Origin of the sequence: Congregibacter sp., from assembly GCF_047617445.1 — a bacterium.
In the GTDB taxonomy this organism is placed as follows: Bacteria; Pseudomonadota; Gammaproteobacteria; order Pseudomonadales; family Halieaceae; genus Congregibacter.
Window position 1 is genome coordinate 33,506 of the sequence record NZ_JBLGBE010000005.1, and the last position, 21,506, is coordinate 55,011.

The window sequence follows — 21,506 nt, forward strand, 5'->3', positions numbered from 1 at the left end:
GCGCGAAACCGGGGAGCTACTGGCCGCCGAACAGTTTGCCTAGGCCCTGGAGGTCCAATGGCTGTGCTGGAAGCTCAAAGCGCTCAGCGGCAACCGCTTCGCCATTGATGCTAGTGACGGTCATGTCTCTGCCGTAGCGAAGAATGCCCGCGTTTAAGCTGTTCAATCGCGTACGAATGTCCTGACTCTGGGCCTTGGCTTTGGCCTGCCCCGGGGTCATGGTTTCAGCGAAGTCCATCATCTGAAACATCGCGTCTCGAAATTCTTGCGCGCGTTTGTCGGTAGACAGAACGAGAGACTCACTGCGCTCTTCACCACTATCATCAACAAAGCGAATCTCATATACATCGCCCTGAATACCGGCGACAACTTCATTCTTGCCGGTGTCTTGCAAAGAGATGATTTCTGCACCCAGATCGCCATGAATTGCTTGAGGTGCCATGTCGCCGAAGCCTTTTAACATTGCGCCCGCATCAAAGACCATGGGCTGCCCGTTGTTGTAGCCCACAGTATAGAAATGGCCGTCTCGCAAAAGCGCGTAGCCGTCGTTTTGTGCGGCGTTAATGCGCAACATTGCGCCGTTGTACTCAAATTGCGCGGCGTCACCTTGGATCCCACTGATTGACGCACTTCCCGCAAGCACGCTGGAAGAGACGCTTACTCCTAAGGCCATTGCAATGCATGAAAGCATCACGTTGCTAGGTGAGAACATGAATAACTCCGTGTCTGTTAATGCCCAACCCAATGAGCGGGCGAGGGGTATCTAGAGCGTTGTTTCCGTCAACGTCACGGCGCTGTAGTAGCGATACTGCGCAGCCAGGCATACCGGCGCCGCAATGATGAGCCCGAGTCCAAAAGGTAGAGTCGCTAGCATGCAGATGACTGCAAGCAATAGAGCTAACAGGGCATAGCTCCAAAAGTGTGCATGGATAATCCTACGACTGCGTTCCATAGCCGGCCAGAAATCCAGCTTCTGATCTATGATTAACAGCGTAGTGAAGCCATAGATTATGAGTAGGTAGAGGCCTGGCAGGACCAATAAGAACAAACCGATGGCAACGAACAGAGATATAAGAAGAGAGGCAATGAGCAGCGGTAAAAAGTGTTGAAAGCCGTCAAACAGATTGCGGATAGTCACCGTATCGCCACGATCAAGCCTTATGACCATGCTATAGAGACCCGCAAGTAAGAGGGGGTAAATCACGGCGCCCATGAAGGGAATAAGACCCCCAATCATGCAAATTACAGCCATGAGTACGGTTGCGCCCGAAAGCAGAACAGGGTCTTTTCGATAGAGCGTCCAGCCTTCGCTCAAGCAGTCGCCGATGTCCGGGATAATTTGTTTAGTCATCCGCTAAGGCTAGCACAAGCCACTCTGCGATGAACTATTGCCACGGCCACAGCCCCGTACTGTTTGCCAGACTCCAGTGTTTGTCGTGATCAGGATCTGGATGATGCGGCTAGGCGTCCCCATACATTCGCAGACCAAAGCCAAATGGGAATAGGGGCTTCGCGACTGGATCATTGATGGACGAGGCGTCTTTTGGCCATGCAAATGATAAGTGTCCCTGAAAGTCGTAAGCGCCAAACAGCACGTCGGAGATCCCCTGACCTTCGGAGCCCGGGAGCCAGGCGGCGACAAAGGCGTCGGCAGCTGCGAGCTCCGGCCCCACAGGCAGTGGACGTCCAGAGATGAGGACTGCGATCACAGGAATTCCCTTAGCTACAATGTTGGAGATGGTGGCCAGATCCTCAGGATGAGCAATAGCGTGCTCAAGTGTGCGGCCATAGGGTTCGAGCACTTTCATCTCGCCGCGAATCCGAGACCCGGCCTCTACGATGACGTTATCGCCATGACGCACATCGCCCATGCCTTCGGCGTAGGGTCTCTCGCCGATCACCACAACGGCGATGTCATGCTTTGAGGGGTCTGCATCGGCTGCCAAAGGCTCATTGGATAGCACTGCATTGGGGGCGACATCCTGAAGCCCCTCCCAAATCGAGCAGCCACCTTCGATGCTGTCGTTATCTTCTACGCCCTGCCAGGCGATGGTGAAACCGCCGCACTGATGTCCTCGATTGTGCGCGCTCTTCCCGGCGACGAGGATCCTGGCGTTTCGCTGCAGTGGGAGAGTGGCGTTGTCATTTTTTAGAAGTACTAGGGACTTGCGCACGGCTTCCCGAGCGACGCTCCGTGGCTCGATGCCACCGAAACTTTGGTCGTTTGACCAACGGCGTTCAATCGGACGTGGCTTGTCAAACAGACCGAAGGCAAATTTGACCCGCAGAATACGTCTCACTGCATCATCGATGCGGCTCAGCGGCACAGTGCCTTTTTCTACATGGATAAGAAGGTTACGAATGAACTGCTGCCAGTCCACCGAGACCATGAACATGTCGATGCCCGCGTTGACCGACATGCCTACGGCGTCGTAATAGCTTTTGGACAGATAGTCGATACCGTCCCAATCAGAAATCACAAACCCTTCGAATCCCAATTCACCTTTGAGTACATCAGTAAGCAGTTGACGATGTCCATGACACTTGTCGCCATTCCAGCTGTTGAAGGAGGCCATCACGGTGAGAACGCCTTCATCTATCGCAGGTCGATAGGGTGAAATGTGTGTGGACTGGAGCTCATCGAGACTGACCGTGGTTTCGCCCTGATCGATGCCATGGGTCGTGCCGCCGTCGCCAACCCAGTGTTTGACGCAGGCCACAACAGCATCCTCACCCATGTCGCCCTGCATGCCATCCACAAATGGTGCGGCGTAGCTGCCAACCAGCGCGGGGTCTTCGGAATAACTTTCGTAGCTGCGGCCCCAGTGTATGTCGCGTGCCACGGCAAGCGTGGGTGCAAATGTCCAGTCCACGCCTGTCGCCAGAATCTCTCTTGCGGTCGCCTGCGCAATTCGCCGAATAAGATCCGGGTCACGACTGGCGCCAAGGCCGATATTGTGAGGAAAGACCGTTGCGCCGCGAACGTTGCCGTTGCCGTGGATGGCGTCTACCCCGTAGATCAGCGGTATCGCAAGATGCTCGTCATCCGCCTCCATGGAAGCCATCCAGTAGGCGTCATTCATGTCGACCCAGTCGCTCGGGTGATTGTCGCCGGGGCAGGAGCCGCCTCCACTGAGCACGGAGCCGATGTGAAACTCCTTTACGTCCTCTGGCGTGCAAGCCATACGTTCGGGCTGAGTCATTTGCCCAACTTTTTGCTCCAGGCTCATTCGCGCTAGCAGTTGTTCAACACTTGCGTCTAGATTTGAATTCTTCAATTTATTATTCATAGTAAAAAATCTCGCGGGTATTAGACGTGGACTTCAAACTCAGCCCAAAGTGGCGCGTCTGAACTGCCACCTATCCATGCGTGAAACTGCCCCGGCTCTGTCGTCAGTCGCATATCACGGTTATAGAATGCCAGGTCATCAGTATGCACACGGAAGCTTATGCGTTGACGCTCGCCCGGCTTCAAGCGAATTCGCCGAAAGCCTTTGAGTTCTTTGATCGGACGGGTCACGTTGCCCACCAGATCACGGATGTATAGCTGCACGACTTCCTCACCCGCATGGCTGCCCATGTTGACGACGTCAGCGGAAATGTCGAGGCTCTGTCCCAAGCTAATGGAGTGATGTGAAGTGGTGATCTTCACATACTGAAAGCGGCCATAGGATAAGCCGTAGCCAAAAGGGAATAGGGGTTTGAAGCCAGCATCAAGATGGAATGATGTCATGCCTAGGGATGTTTGAGGTGCGCGGGGAGGCACTTCGTTGATATTGACGCAGCTCTCTTCCGTGGCGGGGCGCCCGGTGTTCTTTTGTGCATAGTGAATGGGTACTTGTCCCACAACACGGGGAAACGTCACGGGTAGTTTCCCTGATGGTGATTCCAGTCCGAACAACAAATCGGCAATTGCAGGCCCACCCATAGTGCCGGGATGCCAAGCGTAAAGCACGGCGTCGGCGTGGGCCAGGACAGCTTCGATGGTAAGCGGTCGTCCCGCCATGATTACGACGATGACAGGCTTGCCCGTGCTGGCGACGGCTTCGATCAGGGCCTGTTGGTGGCCGGGCAGATCGATGTTGGCTCTAGAGTGTGCCTCACCGGACATAAAGGCTTCTTCGCCAACGACGATGATGGCAGCATCGGATTTTTCGGCAGCGCTCTTAGCTGAAGCAAAGTTGTCTTCACTAGCTGCTCGGGTGGTCTCCAGTGCTTTGACGTGGTGGATTTCCACCGTGTGGCCAATCAGTTCATCGATCGCTTGTCGACAGGTGACACTGTTTGCTGCATCGCCATCGAAGACCCAAGTCCCCATCTGCTCGTAGCCGTCATCCGCCAGAGGGCCAATAAGCGCGACAGCGTCCAGCTTGGTCGGGATCAGGGGTAAAGTCTGCTGCGCATTTTTTAACAACACACAGCTTTGCATGGCCGCCTGCTTCGCAACCTTGAGATTTGCTTTATTGAGGGGTTCCGGATGTTGAGCGGGGTCCGTGTACGGTTGCTCGAACAAGCCCAGCTCGAATTTAAGTCGCAGTACGCGTTCCACCATGCGGTCAATCTGCTCAAGGGTGATTTTGTTTTCACCCACTAAGTCCTCGAGATGATCGCGATACGAGGAGCTCGCCATCTCCATGTCGATACCGGCCATTGCTGCTTCGTAGGCAGCCTGTTCATCGTCGTGGGTAAATCCGTGGACGCTCATTTCCACAATGGATTCCCAGTCACTCACGACCACACCCTGATAGCTCCACTCCTGACGAAGAATCTGGTTCATCAGCCAACTGTTGCCTGTTGCCGGTACGCCGTTTAGATCGCAGAATGCTGACATGAAAGTAGCGACGCCGGCATCGGCGACGGCTTTGAAAGGGCGCAGATACACATTGCGCATTTCGTTCTCTGGAATATTTGCGGTGTTGTAGTCACGACCTCCCTCTGCGGCGCCGTAGCCCGCAAAGTGTTTCGCGCAGGCGGCAATAGCATCCGGTGCTGAAAGGTCATCACTCTGGAAACCGCGAACCATGGCGGTACCCAGCTCACTGCAGAGATAGGGGTCTTCGCCCAGGGACTCGGCGATACGGCCCCAGCGGGGATCCCGGGTGATGTCGATCATGGGGGCGAAAGTCCAGTTGATACCTGCGCGCGCAGCTTCTTCAGCACTCACTCGGGCACCGGCTTCTACTACCGAAGGATTCCAGGTGGCCGCCTGGCCTAGCGGTATAGGGAACACGGTTTTGAATCCGTGTATGACGTCCCTGCCGATGAGCAGGGGGATTCCCAGGCGGCTCTCTTCTACGGCGAGACGTTGAAGCTCGTTGATGATTTTTACGTCAGGCTCGTTGAGGACGGATCCGACACGGCCTCGGCGAATACCGTTAGCCAACTCTTCAGGTATCCATCCACCGCCTGCCTGGAGCTGACTCATTTGACCGATCTTCTCATCGAGGCCCATGGAGCTGAGTAACTCGGCCACACGGCTTTCTACGCTGAGCTCCCCGTCCGCGGCAAGTTTTTGAGCTGTTTCGCTGTTCATTCGTTTCTCCATCCGCTGTCGTCGCGAGCTCTTCTCAGGTGTAAGCGAGGCCCGAGGTTCTACTCGTTCTGTATGCTTGCCGTTTCTGCGTTGTTTGCCATCGCTGATACCGCGGCGATGAAGATATAGCTGCTATCTTTCAGCACAACAATTTTCGGTCCAAGCGGGTCTGGATTGCGCCAGAACGGACAGTGCGACGCTCTCTTTGATTATTTGATTCTTATATGTCTAAGTATGCCGTGCGCATGGTGAGCTTTGGAGGGTTGGCGTCCGTTCTGTCCCGATCAGAGTCCCGTTGGGCGCATGGTTGTTGTACCGTTTGCGAAGCTACATAAGATCAAGAACATAAGCGACTGTTTCAAGTGCCGCTGTTGCTGACTCAGCGACTTAATAAGAACTCTAAAGAAAAGGCTGTCTATGCATACCGAAGAACTCTCGTTCAGAGAGAAGTTGGGCTACGGGTTGGGTGATACCGCCTCCAACTTTTTCTTTCAGGTCTTTAATCTTTTTCTTATGTATTACTACACCGATATTTTCGGCTTACCGCCCGCGGCTGTGGGCGCCATGTTCTTGATAACAAAGATCATCGATGCGGTCAGTGATCCAGTAATGGGCCTCATTGCAGATAGGACGAACACGCGCTGGGGAAAGTATCGGCCCTACTTACTCTGGGGTGCGATCCCTTATGGCCTTTGCGGATACTTTATGTTCGCTGGACCAGAGATGTCTCAGACGGGCAAGTTGATTTACGCCTATGTGACCTACACGGCGATGATGCTCGCGTATACGGTCGTTAACGTTCCGTACTCGGCGTTGATGGGTGTTATTTCTCCGTCATCGATCGAGCGAACAAAGGTCGCGGGTTATCGGTTTATCTGTGCATTCGCCGCTGGCTGGCTGATAGCTACCTTTGTAGGGCCGCTTAAGAATTTGCTAGGTGGAGGAGATGAGGCGGAAGGTTTTCGTCTCACTATGATCATCTTTGCCGTGCTGTCTGTTGCGCTGTTCTGGGTAACCTTTGCCACAACCAAAGAGCGTGTCGTGCCCCAAGTCACTAAGTCGAATGTGCGTTTGGATATCAAAACGCTGTTATCGAATGGTCCTTGGGCTGTGTTGTTCGCATCAGCGATTGTTACGCTCATGAATATCGCCGTGCGTAATGGTTCGCTCCTGTACTACTTCAAGTATTACGTGGGTGATGATGGCGTTCCACTGTTCCTCATCTTCGACAAGACGGCCGTCTTTTTGTCTCTGGGTCTTCTGTCGATGATTGGTGGCATTTTGCTGACGCGATACCTGGCGGTGCATTTTGAAAAACGTGCACTGATGATTGCACTGACCTTACTCAATGCCGTAACAATGGCCGCGTTTTTTTATATTCCGCCGGAGCAGTACTGGCTCATGGTTCTGGTTAACTGTATTGGCTCGTTTCTTATTGGCCCAACACCTGCGCTGGTCTGGTCAATGTATGCCGATTGCGCGGATTACGGCGAGTGGAAAAGTGGGCGGCGAATTACCGCTTTGGTTTTCTCCACGGTGCAATTTGCCCAGAAGATGGGGCTTGCGGTCGGTGCGGGATTGCTGGGTATAGTCTTGGGCGCTTTTGGTTTTGTGGCGAATGAAGCGCAGTCGGAGACCTCAATGATGGGGATTCGGCTGATGTTTAGCATTCTCCCTGCCGCACTGGCGGTCCTGGGAGCGATGTTCATTTTCTTCTACCGCATAGATCATGAAACCATCGTAGAAATGGAAGAGGCTCTGGCGCTGCGTCATGCGAAGACTGCCGAGGGCTAACTGCTCTTAGAGCCCTGGCGGTGCCGTAGTCGAGCTGTTTCGTTCGGGTCATGTTGCTGTAGGCCTGAACAGTCACTCTTGAATAGAGGTCAGGGTTTAGACCTAGACTCTGGCCTCTTTGTTTGTATCGTGTATGCGGCCAGAATGGACTTATGCCCTCAGATCCTAAGACAATGCACCTCTCGTACGCCACCGTGACAGACCCTGGGGTTGAGGCAGCTTGGTCGTTGCTGTGCGGCAGACGTCAAGTTGTTGGTTTGCCCGGGTGAACCAGCGCGTCCAAAGCGGTTTATCCAAATATCTTAGCGAAGAGCGCATTGCGCGATTTTGGGTGTTTCAGCTGGCCGGCTGGACTGGGCTATCTATTGTGAGTTATTTCAGTCTCAACCTTTGGTACGACCAACCCGAAGCTGCTTATGTGGGACATAACATTTTACAGTCACTACTGGGTGTAATCGTGTCGTGGCCGCTGCGCTATGTTTACCGGCGCGTATGGGACGCCTCACTTGTCCTCAGGATTATTTACATTTCAATTGCCGTGGTGGTTTTCGCAGGTCTATGGGCGCTTCTGCGTCTGGCTTTTTTTCAATGGATGACAAACGAGACGGGGATTTGGTCTGATTTTGGAGGGTGGTTTTTCCCGTCAATTTTTATTTTTATGTGCTGGACGGCGCTATATCACGGTTTTAAATACTATCGACTCGCGGGGGAGGAGCACGATGCCTTGCTGCGAATGGAGTCGGCTAGAAATTTTGAAACCGCGCGAGCTGCGCGTGCCGAAGCATCGGCTAGAGAAGCGCAGCTCGAAATGCTGCGCTATCAACTGAAGCCGCATTTTTTGTTTAACACCATGAACGCTATCCAGAGTCTTGTGGCGACAAAGCGAAATGAACGAGCCACAGAAATGATCAACGCTCTGAGTGATTTTCTGCGTTACTCCTTGTATTCGGACTCTAAGCAATTTGTCTCGGTAAAGGATGAACTGGCAGCCGTCAATCGGTATCTATTGATTGAACAAGCACGATTTGGTGAGCGCCTCAGGGTCGAGATGAATGCTACTGAAGAGGCCCGCGATGAACTGCTGCCGAGTATGCTGCTTCAACCCCTAGTCGAAAATGCGATTAAGTACGCAATTGCGCAGTCAGAGAAAGGTGGAACGCTGATGATCGAGGCTTATTGTGATGCGACGCATCTCAACGTTGATGTTACTGATTCAGGAGCGGATGTGAGCGCGCGTGGTGATGCAGGCACATCTGGGGTGGGGCTGAGTAATATTCGGCAACGCTTGGAGGCTTGCTATGCAGATGATTATTCCTTTGAGCTACATCGAACAGCGGAGGGAGGTGTCCGGGCGGCTGTTCGTATACCACTGGGACATTCCGAGGCGATGAACTAATTATGCGAGTTTTAGTTGTTGATGATGAACCCCTGGCACGAGATCTTCTCTTGGAATTCCTCGCGGGTAGCCCGGAAATAGATGTGGTGGGCGCGGCTTCTAGTGGCCGGGAAGCGATCGCGGCGATACGTAGTCATCGTCCTGATCTAGTGTTGCTTGATATTGAGATGCCGGGAATTAATGGCTTTGCGGTGGTGAAATCTATCCAGGCTGATGACTACATGCCCCTGGTGATCTTTGTGACTGCGTTCAATCAGTACGCAGTAGATGCCTTCGACAAGAATGCGGTGGACTACATTTTGAAGCCTGTGGATGGAGCGCGCTTGCAAAAAGCACTTCTGCGGGCACGGGGGCGTCTGCTCGATGGTTCTAAGGCGAAGCTCCTGAGAGCCATTACAACAGTGGGACAGCAGACGAGGATAGAGGGGCTATCTGTCGAGGAGGCGCTGGAGAGCCATTCGGACGCGGTAGGTCGTTTACCCGTCCGGCAGGGCGACTCTGTTCAGCTCTTGGAGCTTGACGACATTGAGTGGGTGGACGCGGCGGGAGATTACATGTGCGTGCACTCTGGAGGGGAGACCTACATTTTGCGCTGCACCATGAAACAGCTATCGGATCGTCTATCTCTGGGACCTTTTGCGCGAATTCATCGCTCGACTCTGGTGAACCTTAATAAAATTCAAGAGATCACGCCGCTTACCAAAGGCGAATGCCTGCTTCATCTTGGTAGTGATACTCGTTTGAAAGTCAGTCGTAATTACCGCACGGCCATTCAGCATCTCCTGGTCTGACCCGACTCGGCCATCTCTGTCGCCTGCGTTTTTAAGCTTGGCGCAGAGATGGGCATGTGGACTGCAAGGATTTAGGCGCTTTTTAGATATTTCGCCTCGGCGAACAGTGCCGAACAGCTGTCCAGCATGCGATTGGCAAACCCCCATTCGTTGTCGTACCAAGCCATGACTTTCACCAAATTGCCGTTCACTTTGCTGTGATTGGTATCAAAGACGCAGGAGGCCGGACAGTGGTTGAAGTCAATAGAGACGAGGGGGAGCTCATTGATCTGGAGTACGCTACCCAATGGCCCCTTAGCTGCCGCCGACATGATCGCGTTGACCTCGTCCACGCTTGTGTCTCGTGCTGCGATAAAGCTCAGATCAACCAGCGACACATTGATAGTAGGAATGCGTACGGCCATTCCATCGAGGCGGCCCTTCAGTTCCGGGAGTACCAGTCCAATGGCCGCAGCGGCTCCCGTCTTGGTCGGGATCATCGACTGTGTCGCCGCTCGCGCTCGGTAAAGGTCACTGTGATAAACGTCCGACAGCTGTTGATCGTTGGTGTAGGCGTGGATCGTGGTCACATGCCCCTTCAAAATACCCAGCGTCTCGTGCAATGGCTTGACCATGGGTGCCAGGCAGTTGGTGGTACAAGACGCATTGGAGATGATGCGCTCGTCGCCTCGCAGAGAGTGTTCGTTGATCCCGTAAACGACGGTGGCGTCAGCGTCACTGACGGGCGCGGACACCAGAACTTTACGCGCACCCGCAGTGAGGTGCTTGGCGGCTTTGTCACGGCTGGTAAAGACACCGGTGCATTCACAGACGATATCGATATTCAGCGCCTGCCAGGGGAGCTGCTCGGGGTCGCGTTCACTGAACACGCGAATGCGATGTTTGCCGACGTTCAAATAGTCACCGTCGATTTCTACGGGTACCGGGAAGCGACCATGAACCGAGTCGTATTGTGTTAGGTGGGCGTTGATCGCACTGTCGCCAAGGTCATTGATTGCGACGATGTCGATTTTGCCGGCAAGCTCTTCTTCCCGCTCAACCAGTGCTCTGAGAATATTTCGACCGATTCTTCCGTATCCATTGATAGCTATGCGCAGCATGTGATCGCCTCCTGAGCGTTATTTTGACTATAAAAGTACATTAAGAGAGTGCATAACAGATCAAAATTGATAAAAAGTGTAGTTTTTATAAAATTTTAGGTAGAATTACGCCTAATCAAAAAAGCGTGTTTGCGACATGACCGAGACGCAAGACAGCAATTTGCTACACGAGATAGGCAGTGCTTCGCGACGCCTGACAAAGTCAGAGCGTCGTATTGTTGATGCTGTTTTGGACGATCCTCGGGCGGCGACGCGTCTAAGTATTGCGGCCTTAGCGGAGTTGGCAGAAGTCAGCGAGCCTACGGTGAATCGCTTTTGTCGGAAGTTTGAGCCCCGGGGGTACCCTGAGTTCAAGCTGCGCCTCGCGCAATCACTGGTACTCGGGCTGCCCTATGTCAGTTCGTCTATTGCGCCGGATGATCAAACCAGCACTTACACAGCAAAAATATTGGATAGCGCCGTATTGTCCCTCCGGGCGCTGGGAGATCAGCTGCCGCCAGCGTTAGTGGATTCAGTGATCGATAGACTTCTCGCTGCGCAGCACATTTTCTTCTTTGGTCTTGGTGTTTCCAGCGCAGTCGCGCAGGACGCAGAACATCACTTTTTCCGCTTCGCTTTACCCGTGAGCGCTCATGCCGACGTGTTAATGCAGCGCATGCACGCTGCGGTGGCTCGAAAAGAAGATCTGTTTTTTATGATCTCACATACGGGCCGTACCAGAGACCTGGTGGATATTGCGAATCTGGCGACGGCCCGAGGCGCCCACGTTGTTGCGCTTACCGCATCAGGGTCGCCACTGTCAAAGGCCAGTAGCCTCGCTATCGAGCTTGAGGTGTCCGAGGATACGGATGCTTACATGCCGATGACCTCACGCCTTGCGCACCTTGCAGTACTCGATGTTTTGGCGGCCGGTGTGTCTCTTCGTCGAGGAGAGGCATTGCAACCGCATTTACGTGCGATTAAAGAAAGTCTTCGCGCAACCCGTTTTGCACCCTTACCCGGAGGTAAGCACAGCACATGAGTTCTGATCTATCAGCGTCTAAGGACAACAGTGGTCAGGAGTACCGTAGCCTGAGAAGCAATGTGAGCTTGCTGGGTAGTATGCTCGGCGAGACCATGGCCCAGAGTCACGGTGAGGACTTCCTTGCCAGCGTGGAGCGTATTCGGCTTTTATCAAAATCCGGCAGTATGGGAGACGATGCCAGTTGGGAACAGCTGGAATCACTGCTCGGTGGGCTTGAGACGGCGCAGCTAGGGTTGGTGGCCCGTGCTTTTGCGCAGTTTTTGAACCTTGCAAACATTGCAGAGCAGCATCACGGTTTGTCCCGGGAAATGGATGCGGTGAACTCGGCGAGTCGAACGCTCTCAAGAGCGATGGATCTGCTGGGAGAGGAGGGGCTGGATCAGGAGGCAATTGTTAACTCAGTGTCTGATCTCAGTATTGAACTTGTACTCACGGCCCATCCCACGGAGATCACCCGGCGTTCGCTAATTCACAAGTACGAAGAAATTCAACGTTGTTTGGGGCAGCTTGAGTCACCTAGCTTGACGAATTATGAACGCAGTCGTATGGATCGACGCCTGCGGGAGCTCATAGCACAGCTGTGGCACACGCACGAGTTTCGTGAAAATAGACCCAGTCCCGTGGATGAAGCTCGCTGGGGATATGCGGTGGTTGAGAACTCCCTCTGGCAAGCGGTACCTGACTTCTTGCGGAGGCTGGACGATGCTCTGCTGGCCGCCACGGGGCAACGCCTGCCTCTGGATGCGGCGCCGGTTCAGTTCTCATCATGGATGGGTGGTGATCGCGACGGGAATCCCTTTGTGACCGCTAAAGTGACTCGAGAAGTGCTCCTGCTGGGACGTTGGCAGGCGGCGGCTCTGTACCTAAAGACCGTGGATCAACTCGTACAAGAGCTGTCTATGATCGACTGCAACGAAGCTTTGCGCGAACGAGTAGGCGGTACCCGGGAGCCCTATCGCCGAGTTTTGAAGGAGTTGCGCGGTCAGCTTCGCAGCTGGTTATCTGCGTTGGAAGCGCTATTGGACGGCCGGCCGGCCATTGAGGAAAACCTCATTCGGGACGTTGACGCGCTATTAGAGCCACTAATGCTTTGTTACCAATCGCTTTGTGATTGCGGTATGGAGCGTATCGCCGATGGCACGCTCCTTGATTTGTTGAGACAGTTGCGTTGCTTCGGCATCAACCTCGTGCGTCTGGATGTTCGACAGCACTCGGATCGCCACAGTGCTGCTCTTTCAGAGATCACTGAGTTTCTCGGGCTTGGAAGCTACGTCGACTGGGATGAAGAAAAACGCCGGGATTGGATACAGCAGGAACTTGCCAGTCGTCGTCCCCTGATTCCGCAGCACTGGTCGCCGTGTGATGAGACTCAGGAAGTTCTGGATTGTTGCTCCGTAGTCGTAGAGCAGCCGCCCGGTGCGTTAGCTTGTTACATTATTTCTATGGCTCGCCAAGCCTCGGATGTGATGGCGGTTCGACTACTGCTCAAAGCCGCCGGAGGCGGGGAGACCTTACCCATCGCGCCGTTGTTTGAGACCTTGGACGACCTGGATCGTGCGCCACAAGTCATCACAGACCTCTTGGCCGTTGAAGGTGCTCTGGGTCGTTTGCCTGAGCAACAAATGGTGATGATTGGGTATTCGGACTCGGCTAAGGATGCGGGAATACTCGCGGCCGCTTGGGCCCAGTATCGTGCTCAGGAAGCCTTGTTAGAAGTGTGTGCTGTGGCAGGCGTTCGTTTGCAACTATTCCATGGCCGGGGCGGCACCATTGGCCGCGGCGGCGCGCCGGCCCACGATGCTCTGTTATCCCAGCCTCCAGGGTCCCTGGAGTGCGGTCTACGGGTAACTGAGCAAGGTGAGATGATTCGCACCAAGCTGGGTATGACGGGTCTCGCGGTCAAAACCCTTGCCTTGTATACGAGTGCGATTCTGGAGGCGCGCACCGCGCATCCACCCACGCCTAAAGCCGACTGGCGTCACACCATGGATCGCCTTGCTGCGGACTCCTGCGATGCCTATCGCGCAGTTGTTCGCGACGACCCGCGTTTTCTGACTTACTTCCGCCAGGCAACTCCCGAGGGGGAGTTGGGAGCACTGCCACTGGCCTCGCGGCCTACCAGTCGAAAAAAGGATGGAGGCATTGAGTCCCTAAGAGCCATACCCTGGATATTTTCCTGGACTCAGAACCGGCTCATGTTGCCCTCATGGTTGGGAGCGGGTGCCGCCTTGACCAAGGAATTGACTGATCATGGCGACGGCGTAATCTCAGAAATGTTTCGCGATTGGCCGTTCTTTGCCACGCGAATGTCGATGTTAGAAATGGTTTATAGCAAAACGGATTCCCGACTGTCTGCACACTACGACAGCAAGTTGGTAAATCCGGATTTACTGGGTATTGGTGAGCAGTTGCGCGGTCAGTTAGATAATGATGTCGTGACCGTGCTTAAGGTGCTGGGACAGGAGAGCTTGCTCGAACACCTTGACTGGACGCGGGAATCGCTAGAGTTGCGAAACATCTACACGGGACCTTTGAATGTGTTGCAGGCAGAGCTTTTGGCGCGTCTGCGTCGAGACGCTGACGACGATACTCGACAGGCCATCATGATTAGCATTGCAGGCGTCGCCGCCGGCATGCGTAACACGGGCTGACCCGAGGGTCGGTTCAAGGGAGAAAAAATATGATTCAACTACACAGCACGGTAGCGAAAGTCACTGAGCAGATCGAAAATCGTAGTCGCGGTCCGCGACAGAGCTATCTAGATCTTATGGAGCGCAGCCGGGATCTTCGGCCTCAGCGCGGCCAGTTGTCTTGTGGGAATCTTGCGCACGGCTTCGCCGCTTGTGGGGATGATGACAAAGACAGCATCCGGCTCATGGAGTCGTCGAATATCGGTATTGTCACGGCGTTTAACGATATGTTGTCTGCGCATCAGCCTTATGCTGAGTATCCTGACAAGATTAAATCCTATGTGCGCGCCGTCGGTAGTACGGCTCAGGTTGCAGGTGGTGTGCCGGCTATGTGTGATGGTGTCACTCAGGGCCAGGTTGGTATGGAGCTGTCGCTTTTCAGTCGCGATAACATCGCTCAGGCAGCCGGTATCGCTCTGTCACACCATATGTTTGACGGTATTGTATGCCTTGGTATCTGCGACAAGATCGTTCCCGGGTTGGTAATAGGTATTCTGCGTTTCGGCCATCTGCCCGCGTTGTTCATTCCTGCAGGCCCAATGCCTTCCGGTCTTCCGAATCCCGAAAAAGCGCGAGTCCGCCAGTTGTTTGCAGAGGGCAAGGTCGGTCGTGAGGAATTGCTGGTTGCAGAATCTGCGTCGTATCACAGCGCGGGGACCTGCACGTTTTACGGGACTGCCAATAGCAATCAGATGGTGATGGAGGCGATGGGGCTTCAGCTTCCCGGTGGTTCATTTGTGAATCCCGGTACCCCTTTGCGCGAAGAACTCACTCGCGAGGCCTCAGAACTTATTACTCGAATAACGGCACAGGGACGGGATGCTCGCCCGCTAGCCGAAGTAATCGATGCGCGATCTTTTGTTAATGCCATCGTCGCGCTATTGGCGTCCGGTGGCTCCACTAATCACACGATCCATTTAGTCGCCATGGCGCGCGCTGCTGGCTTGGTCATCAACTGGGATGACTTTTCTGAGCTCTCCGGGGTCGTGCCTTTGTTGGCGCGCGTTTATCCCAACGGGCAGGCGGACATCAATCACTTCCACGCGGCAGGAGGCACGGGATTTATGTTTCGGGAGCTTCTGGACGCCGGATTGATGCACGGCGATGCAAACACAGTCTGGGGGAGCAACTTTGAGGATTACACGCAGGAACCCTACTTGGAGGGCGATAAGCTGGCCTGGCGCCCCGCCGCGGATAAAAGTCTGGATACAGACGTATTGGGTACAGTGGAAAAGCCGTTTTCTAGTGAGGGTGGTTTGCGCCTACTGACAGGTAACCTCGGACGCGCAGTGATCAAAGTGTCGGCGGTAAAACCGGAGCACCGTAAAGTGGTGGGTCCTGCAGTAGTGATCGATAGTCAGGACGCTCTAGCCGGAAAGTTTGCCGCTGGTGAGTTGAATCGTGATTGTGTGGTCGTGGTTCGATTTCAGGGCCCGAGAGCCAATGGCATGCCGGAACTACACAAGCTGACTCCGTTGCTAGGGTCTCTCCAGGACAAGGGTTTTTCTATTGCATTGGTTACCGATGGCCGCATGTCTGGTGCATCGGGCAAAGTGCCGGCCGCGATTCACGTTACTCCTGAAGCAGCGATGGGTGGTGCCCTAGCGCGTTTACAGAATGGTGACATGCTTACGCTGGACGCCGATACCGGGACTTTGAGCTGCGATATCAGTGACGCCGCGCTTGCTGAGCGCACGCCTGCAAAGACGCCCACTGACAGTGAAGAAGGCGTGGGTCGCGAGTTGTTCAGTATGTTTAGAAAAGTGGTAACTACGCCAGAGGCGGGTGCCAGTGTGATCTTTGATGAGACATTCTAGCAGTGGCTAAGCCCTGGCATTTGCTGGCTGATATCGGCGGCACCAACGCGCGCTTTGCACTCGGTGATGTGAGCACCGGGGAGATCAGCGACTTACTGACGGTGTCTGTTGTAGATCATCCAACCTTTAGCTCTGCGCTGCAGTTGTATCTTTCCACGATCGAATCCTCGGGTGATTGGGATGAACGCCCCATCGATGGCTGTCTCGCGGTCGCTTGTCCGACAGATCGCGATGTCGTCACCTTTACTAATCGCGACTGGGTGATCGACCGCAAAGACCTGGCATTCAGTTTGGATATTCCCAGTCTCCAGGTAATCAACGACTTTGAGGCGATCGGTCACGCTGCCGCGAGGTTTTCCGAAAATGATTGGGAGCAAATCGGTGGTGGCGAGCCCAGACCCGATAAGGTCATTGGGGTGCTAGGACCGGGCACGGGTCTTGGCGTCTGTGGTGTGCTGCCCAGTGCAACACAGCTGAATGTGATGGCTGGCGAAGGCGGACACGTCGATTTCGCTCCCGTGGGTGATGAGGAAATCGAGATCATTCGTCTGCTCCTGACCCGTTATCGGCGAGTGTCGGCGGAGCGCGTGCTCTCCGGCGCTGGTTTGCAGAACATCTACTGGGCACTGTCGCAAATGCACGGCGCAGAGCATCGTCATGCCACGCCGGCAGACATCAGTGCGGCAGCCCTGGCTGCGGAAGATCCCGTGGCGGTCGAGGCTCTGGCGGTTTTTTGTCGCGTGCTAGGCAGTGTGGCAGGTAATCTTGCGTTGACCTACGGCGCGCTCGGGGGCGTGTATATCGCCGGAGGAATTGTGCCGCGTATTTTAGATTTTGTCCGCCAGAGTGATTTTCGTGAACGTTTTCTTGCCAAAGGGCGTTTTCGCGATTACCTCGATGACATACCGACGCGCGTTGTGACCCGACAGAATCCGGGTTTGTTTGGCGCACTTCAATCTCTGCAGAGTAGGCATCAATAATGAGCGATTCTAGAGGCATTCTTTCTCAGGCACCTGTGGTGCCAGTACTGGCAATTGAGGATTTGGATCACGCGATCCCCTTGGCAAGAGCACTTGTGGCCGGTGGTATCCCCGTACTAGAAGTCACCTTGCGGACGCCTGCAGGCCTGCCTGCTATCCGCGCTATCAGTGAGGCTGTGCCCGATGCGATTGTGGGAGCGGGAACGGTCGTCAATGCGCGCGACTTTGAGGCAGCCGTAGAGGCTGGTAGCCGCTTCGTCGTGACGCCTGGTCTAACCCAGGGCATCCTCGATGCGGCGGTAGGCTCCAGCGTGCCTCTTATTCCCGGGGTTGCTACGGTGAGTGAGCTGATGCGCGCCTTGGATTACGGCATTGATTGTTTAAAGTTTTTCCCTGCCGAAGCTTCTGGGGGCGCAGCGGCCCTGAAGGCTTTTGCTGGCCCTTTCCCCAACGTGGATTTTTGTCCCACAGGCGGGATTGGTCTGCACAACATCGATGATTATCTGGCATTGACGTCAGTGCTGACCGTCGGCGGTTCCTGGCTGACCCCCAGTGGACTGCTTGCAGCACAGGATTGGAATGCGATTACCCGGCTCGCCCGTGAGGCGGTGGACCATGTATTGGCTTTTAGGGCTAAGTCATGAATGACACTACGGTAGAAGCAATTGAGGCGGGTATGGATCTTTTGATCTTTGGCGCTCGCGGAGACTTGTCTGCGCGCAAGCTTTTTCCTGCGCTTTATCACCTGGATAACTGTGAGTTGTTACCCGCGGGCGTGCGGATTCATGCTCTCGCGCGGGAGGATATTTCGCTAGAGACGTTTCTCAACGACATCAAGGTTCGTGTGCGCAAATATGTCGATGATAGTCGTTGGTCAGAGGAGCAATGGAAGAGTTATGCGTCCCGCTTCGTTTATCACCGCATTGATTTCAGTAGTGCCGATGACTTTGGTGCTCTGAGCGGGGTGCTGGCAGAGGAGCGTCCGGCTTTGTTTTATCTCGCAACGCCGCCGTCGCTGTTTGACCCTATTTGCGAGCACTTAGGAGCCGCAGGTTGTTTGCACGGCGACCGACGATTGCTTCTTGAAAAACCTATTGGCCACGACCTCGAGAGTTGCAAGGCAGTGAACGATACGGTGGGCGAGCATTTTTCCGAGGAAGCGATTTATCGCGTAGACCATTATCTCGGGAAAGAGACCGTTCAGAATTTGCTGGTGATGCGCTTTGGTAATCGTTTTATCAACACGCAATGGGATCAGGGCTGCGTGGATCACGTGCAAATCACTGTCGCTGAGCCCATCGGTATTGAAGGCAGGTGGTCCTATTACGACGGCGTGGGACAGCTTCGCGATATGGTGCAAAACCACATGATGCAGCTTTTGTGCCTGGTGGCCATGGAGCCGCCAAACTCCATGACGGCCGAAGGCATACGTGACGAAAAAGTAAAAATCGTTCGCGCCCTGCGCCCTATCGATGAAAGCAACGTGCAGGATCACGCGGTCCGAGGGCAGTACGCCGCTGGATGGCTGCGCGGAGAGTCGGTGCCCGGTTATCTCGAGGAAGAGGATTGCCCGGCGCAGGATAGCCAGACTGAGACCTACGTAGCGCTCAAGGCATTTATCGATAACTGGCGCTGGGCCGGGGTGCCGTTTTATATGCGCACCGGTAAGCGCATGCCCGAAAAACTCACTGAGATCGTAATTACCTACAAGGCCTTGCCACACAATATATTTGCCGGTGCGGGTAGTGAAGACGTGCCCAACCGTCTGGTTATTCGCTTGCAGCCCAACGAAGGCATCGAAATGCAGATGGTCTCCAAGCAGCATAGCCTGCGTAACAAAATGGGTTTGGTGACTAAAAATCTGAATCTGGATTTTCTGGGATCCTCTGAACTGGACAGGATTCCTGATGCCTACGAGCGACTCTTGCTTGATGCAATAAATGCTGACCAATCGCTATTTGTGGGCCGAGAGGAAATCGAAGAGTCCTGGCGTTGGTGTGATGCGTTGATCGATGCCTGGCAAAAACGCGCACCGACGCTGCAGCCTTATCAGGCAGGTTCCTGGGGGCCTACAAAAGGCGAACTCTTGATTGAAAAAGACGGAAGAAGCTGGCATGTCTGATAAGTATTTTTTGGAGTTTGAAAGCCGCGCTGCCCTGGACGAAAAAATGGCGGAGGACGTTACGGCAGTGCTGCAACAGGCCATTGAGCGTCGCGGTAAAGCGAGTCTGGTGGTGTCGGGTGGCAGCACGCCCAAAGGTTTTTTTCAGGCCATGGCAGACAAAACGATTGACTGGTCCAAGCTGACGATCACCTTGGCCGATGATCGCTGGGTGCCACCCTCCCATGAAGATAGCAACGATCGTCTGGTGCAAGAGAATATGCTCCAGGGTCCTGCCAGTGCAGCAAACTTTGTTCCTCTGGTGACCGAAGACGCTCATCCCCGGGAAGCGGTAGCCGCTGTTAGCGAGAGTTTGGCCGATCTAGGGACTGTTGATGTAATGATTCTTGGTATGGGCGGCGATGGGCATTTTGCATCGCTCTTTCCCGATAGCGAAACGCTAAAGCCGGGGCTTGATCTGCGCAGCGGGAACACGCTCATTGCCGTCGACCCTCCCGTGGCACCCCATGCTCGGATGAGTATGACTTTGCCGAGAATATTCGATACACGGCATTTGCTGGTGCACCTGGTGGGAGATGATAAGAGAGCTATTTGGGATAAGGCCCGCGCTGAACAAGACCCCGAGAACCTGCCCATAGCGGCGGTGATTGCCAGCCAGTCACCTCTCGCAGAAGTTTATTGGGCGCCTTAGCTGCGCCCTGAGGCCTAAACCATCAGATAATGTCCAGCAGAAGCTCGTTTGGCCTACCGAGCACGGCCTTTTGGCCGTTGATACCAATGGGACGCTGGATAAGCCGTGGATCGCAGGCCATGGCGGTAAACACCTCATTGTCCGAGGCTGTATCTGAGAGGCCCAGCTTTAGCGCATCTTTTTCACGCAGAAAAACTCGAGGACTGACATTGCCCATCTTTCGGGCGATATCACGCAGTTCGTCTTCGCTAAGCATGTCGCTTTTGTTCATGTATTTATGCACCTCAGGTTCGACGCCGTTCTCCTGAAGCAGGGCGAGCCCTTTCTTTGAGGAGCCGCAGCCGGTGTGATGAATCAGTGTATAAGGCATGTTTGAACCGTCTTGTTGAAATGTGCGAAGAATTATCGGTCAGGGAAATCCCGATAGGAAGTGCTCATCGTACTTCGGAGGCCCCTTTTTTAGGAGAGGAAAAAGAGCTGTAGTAACTGGCGTCGCCTGAGCGTTGATAAAGGCTTCGTAGTTGGAATGAAGAGGGTTTAGGATAAGCTTCCTGTTTAGCAAGGTCCTGACATGCACATAGTGGATAAACCTTCTTTTGCTGATATCGAGGCCGCGGCGCAGCGTATCGCGCCTTGCGCAACACGCACGCCATTATTGCAAAACCGTTTCCTTGATGAACAGACCGGAAGACGCGTCTTTCTGAAGCCCGAAACCTTGCAAGTCAGTGGGAGTTTTAAGTTTCGCGGGGCCTACAATCGTATTGCAAAACTGACGCCCGCTGAGCGTAAAGCCGGTGTGATCGCTTGGTCTTCTGGGAACCATGCCCAGGGCGTGGCCGCGGCGGCAAAGCTTGAGGGGGTGCCGGCGCGAATAGTGATGCCGGAAGATGCGCCGGCCATCAAGCTGGAGAACACCCGGGCGCTAGGGGCGCAGGTGATTACCTATGATCGCTACCGTGAGGATCGAGAGGCAATCAGCTATGCCTTAGCGGAGCGGGACGGTGGCGTGATCGTTCCGTCCTACGATGACCTGGACATCATCGCGGGGCAGGGTACCGCGGGCCTGGAGATATTCCGGGATGCCGCCGCGCTGTCGGAGCCTCTGGATGCTTTGTTGATTTGCTGTGGCGGTGGCGGACTCACCGCGGGCTGCGCGCTAGTCGCAGAGGCCCTGAGTCCTGAGACCGCAATCTTTTGTGTGGAGCCGCAGCACTACGATGATCATGCGCGGTCGCTAGTGTCCGGTGAGCGTGAAGTCGCAGATACATCCCGCCCGTCTATTTGTGACGCACTGTTGTCGCCCACGCCGGGGGCCCTAACTTTTCCTATCAATCAACGCTTGTTAACGGGTGGGCTTGTGGTGTCTGAGTCAGAGGTAGAAGCCGCCATGCGTTATGCGTTTCGGGTGTTAAAGTTGGTAGTTGAGCCGGGCGGAGCGGTAGCCCTGGCTGCACTTTTATCGGGTAAGCTCGACGAACGATACAGCTCCGTCGCTGTGATACTCAGTGGTGGTAATGTGGATCCTCGAGTATTCTCAGACATTCTCACCAAGGGCAGCTAGATGTCAG

17 protein-coding genes are annotated in these 21,506 nt (G+C 54.5%); 11 read left to right on the forward strand and 6 right to left on the reverse strand.

Translation table 11 applies throughout. From position 1 onward, the window contains the following. Positions 1 to 16 precede the first annotated feature (16 nt). The 4 genes from ACI9KD_RS02580 to bglX all read right to left on the reverse strand — a co-directional run bounded on the left by ACI9KD_RS02580 (position 17) and on the right by bglX (position 5,533). Complete coding sequence (locus ACI9KD_RS02580; protein ID WP_414979585.1) at positions 17 to 712, reverse strand: hypothetical protein; 696 nt, start codon at positions 710 to 712, stop codon at positions 17 to 19. Positions 713 to 763: 51 nt separating this feature from the next. After that, the gene (locus ACI9KD_RS02585; RefSeq protein ID WP_414979586.1) at positions 764 to 1,351 is read right to left on the reverse strand and encodes a hypothetical protein; all 588 of its coding nucleotides are present in this window, start codon (positions 1,349 to 1,351) and stop codon (positions 764 to 766) included. A gap of 109 nt (positions 1,352 to 1,460) precedes the next feature. Further along, positions 1,461 to 3,290, reverse strand: coding sequence for a glycoside hydrolase family 3 protein (locus ACI9KD_RS02590; protein ID WP_414979587.1), 1,830 nt, complete (start codon positions 3,288 to 3,290; stop codon positions 1,461 to 1,463). Between the two features lie 20 nt (positions 3,291 to 3,310). Next, a complete protein-coding gene (gene bglX, locus ACI9KD_RS02595) occupies positions 3,311 to 5,533 on the reverse strand; it encodes a beta-glucosidase BglX (protein WP_414979588.1) in 2,223 nt (740 codons plus the stop codon). 417 nt (positions 5,534 to 5,950) lie between these two features. Here bglX and ACI9KD_RS02600 point away from each other — a divergent pair, with 417 nt between their 5' ends. From ACI9KD_RS02600 to ACI9KD_RS02610, 3 genes are all read left to right on the forward strand, one after another. Beyond that, the gene (locus ACI9KD_RS02600; protein WP_414979589.1) at positions 5,951 to 7,327 is read left to right on the forward strand and encodes an MFS transporter; all 1,377 of its coding nucleotides are present in this window, start codon (positions 5,951 to 5,953) and stop codon (positions 7,325 to 7,327) included. A gap of 265 nt (positions 7,328 to 7,592) precedes the next feature. After that, positions 7,593 to 8,723, forward strand: coding sequence for a sensor histidine kinase (locus tag ACI9KD_RS02605; RefSeq protein WP_414979590.1), 1,131 nt, complete (start codon positions 7,593 to 7,595; stop codon positions 8,721 to 8,723). Between the two features lie 2 nt (positions 8,724 to 8,725). Next, positions 8,726 to 9,514 (forward strand): LytR/AlgR family response regulator transcription factor, encoded by a 789-nt coding sequence (locus tag ACI9KD_RS02610; RefSeq protein WP_414979591.1) that lies wholly within the window; start codon positions 8,726 to 8,728, stop codon positions 9,512 to 9,514. Positions 9,515 to 9,585: 71 nt separating this feature from the next. On the opposite strand, the gene gap is transcribed toward ACI9KD_RS02610, so the two are convergent. Then, positions 9,586 to 10,614, reverse strand: coding sequence for a type I glyceraldehyde-3-phosphate dehydrogenase (gap, locus tag ACI9KD_RS02615; protein ID WP_414979592.1), 1,029 nt, complete (start codon positions 10,612 to 10,614; stop codon positions 9,586 to 9,588). A 136-nt stretch (positions 10,615 to 10,750) separates the two neighbouring features. On the opposite strand from gap, the gene hexR reads away from it, so the two are divergent. From hexR to pgl, 7 genes are read left to right on the forward strand one after another with little or no spacing between them, the layout of a single operon-like run. Next, positions 10,751 to 11,635 carry a transcriptional regulator HexR gene (gene hexR, locus ACI9KD_RS02620; protein WP_414979593.1) on the forward strand — a complete coding sequence of 295 codons (885 nt, stop codon included), beginning with the start codon at positions 10,751 to 10,753 and terminating at the stop codon, positions 11,633 to 11,635. Continuing rightward, positions 11,632 to 14,289, forward strand: a complete 2,658-nt coding sequence (gene ppc / locus ACI9KD_RS02625) for a phosphoenolpyruvate carboxylase (RefSeq protein ID WP_414979594.1) — start codon at positions 11,632 to 11,634, stop codon at positions 14,287 to 14,289. The genes hexR and ppc overlap by 4 nt, the downstream gene beginning before the upstream one ends. A 29-nt stretch (positions 14,290 to 14,318) precedes the next feature. After that, positions 14,319 to 16,145, forward strand: a complete 1,827-nt coding sequence (gene edd, locus ACI9KD_RS02630) for a phosphogluconate dehydratase (protein WP_414979595.1) — start codon at positions 14,319 to 14,321, stop codon at positions 16,143 to 16,145. Positions 16,146 to 16,147: 2 nt separating this feature from the next. Next, positions 16,148 to 17,125, forward strand: coding sequence for a glucokinase (gene glk / locus ACI9KD_RS02635; protein ID WP_414979596.1), 978 nt, complete (start codon positions 16,148 to 16,150; stop codon positions 17,123 to 17,125). After that, positions 17,125 to 17,769: a bifunctional 4-hydroxy-2-oxoglutarate aldolase/2-dehydro-3-deoxy-phosphogluconate aldolase gene (locus ACI9KD_RS02640; protein WP_414979597.1), complete on the forward strand. Its 645-nt coding sequence runs from the start codon at positions 17,125 to 17,127 to the stop codon at positions 17,767 to 17,769. The genes glk and ACI9KD_RS02640 overlap by 1 nt, the downstream gene beginning before the upstream one ends. After that, positions 17,766 to 19,247 (forward strand): glucose-6-phosphate dehydrogenase, encoded by a 1,482-nt coding sequence (gene zwf, locus ACI9KD_RS02645; protein ID WP_414979598.1) that lies wholly within the window; start codon positions 17,766 to 17,768, stop codon positions 19,245 to 19,247. Before ACI9KD_RS02640 ends, zwf begins: the two co-directional genes overlap by 4 nt. Further along, on the forward strand, positions 19,240 to 19,938 hold the full coding sequence (gene pgl, locus ACI9KD_RS02650) for a 6-phosphogluconolactonase (protein ID WP_414979599.1): 699 nt from the start codon (positions 19,240 to 19,242) through the stop codon (positions 19,936 to 19,938). Before zwf ends, pgl begins: the two co-directional genes overlap by 8 nt. A 22-nt stretch (positions 19,939 to 19,960) precedes the next feature. Here pgl and ACI9KD_RS02655 read toward each other — a convergent pair whose 3' ends face one another. Then, entirely contained in the window at positions 19,961 to 20,308 is a 348-nt protein-coding gene (locus tag ACI9KD_RS02655) for an ArsC/Spx/MgsR family protein (RefSeq protein ID WP_414979600.1), read from the reverse strand. A 201-nt stretch (positions 20,309 to 20,509) separates the two neighbouring features. Between ACI9KD_RS02655 and ACI9KD_RS02660 the strand changes: the two genes are divergently transcribed. Then, positions 20,510 to 21,499, forward strand: coding sequence for a threonine ammonia-lyase (locus tag ACI9KD_RS02660; RefSeq protein WP_414979601.1), 990 nt, complete (start codon positions 20,510 to 20,512; stop codon positions 21,497 to 21,499). The last annotated feature ends 7 nt before the right edge of the window (positions 21,500 to 21,506 follow it).

Bases quoted from the DNA above. Each gene is read 5' to 3' on its own strand.
- ACI9KD_RS02590 (WP_414979587.1), bottom strand. From the start codon at position 3,290: ATGAATAATAAATTGAAGAATTCAAATCTAGACGCAAGTGTTGAACAA.
- ACI9KD_RS02660 (WP_414979601.1), top strand. From the start codon at position 20,510: ATGCACATAGTGGATAAACCTTCTTTTGCTGATATCGAGGCCGCGGCG.
- bglX (WP_414979588.1), bottom strand. From the start codon at position 5,533: ATGAACAGCGAAACAGCTCAAAAACTTGCCGCGGACGGGGAGCTCAGC.
- gap (WP_414979592.1), bottom strand. From the start codon at position 10,614: ATGCTGCGCATAGCTATCAATGGATACGGAAGAATCGGTCGAAATATT.
- zwf (WP_414979598.1), top strand. From the start codon at position 17,766: ATGAATGACACTACGGTAGAAGCAATTGAGGCGGGTATGGATCTTTTG.
- edd (WP_414979595.1), top strand. From the start codon at position 14,319: ATGATTCAACTACACAGCACGGTAGCGAAAGTCACTGAGCAGATCGAA.
- ACI9KD_RS02655 (WP_414979600.1), bottom strand. From the start codon at position 20,308: ATGCCTTATACACTGATTCATCACACCGGCTGCGGCTCCTCAAAGAAA.
- hexR (WP_414979593.1), top strand. From the start codon at position 10,751: ATGACCGAGACGCAAGACAGCAATTTGCTACACGAGATAGGCAGTGCT.
- ACI9KD_RS02610 (WP_414979591.1), top strand. From the start codon at position 8,726: ATGCGAGTTTTAGTTGTTGATGATGAACCCCTGGCACGAGATCTTCTC.
- ACI9KD_RS02585 (WP_414979586.1), bottom strand. From the start codon at position 1,351: ATGACTAAACAAATTATCCCGGACATCGGCGACTGCTTGAGCGAAGGC.
- ACI9KD_RS02640 (WP_414979597.1), top strand. From the start codon at position 17,125: ATGAGCGATTCTAGAGGCATTCTTTCTCAGGCACCTGTGGTGCCAGTA.
- ppc (WP_414979594.1), top strand. From the start codon at position 11,632: ATGAGTTCTGATCTATCAGCGTCTAAGGACAACAGTGGTCAGGAGTAC.
- ACI9KD_RS02600 (WP_414979589.1), top strand. From the start codon at position 5,951: ATGCATACCGAAGAACTCTCGTTCAGAGAGAAGTTGGGCTACGGGTTG.
- ACI9KD_RS02580 (WP_414979585.1), bottom strand. From the start codon at position 712: ATGTTCTCACCTAGCAACGTGATGCTTTCATGCATTGCAATGGCCTTA.
- pgl (WP_414979599.1), top strand. From the start codon at position 19,240: ATGTCTGATAAGTATTTTTTGGAGTTTGAAAGCCGCGCTGCCCTGGAC.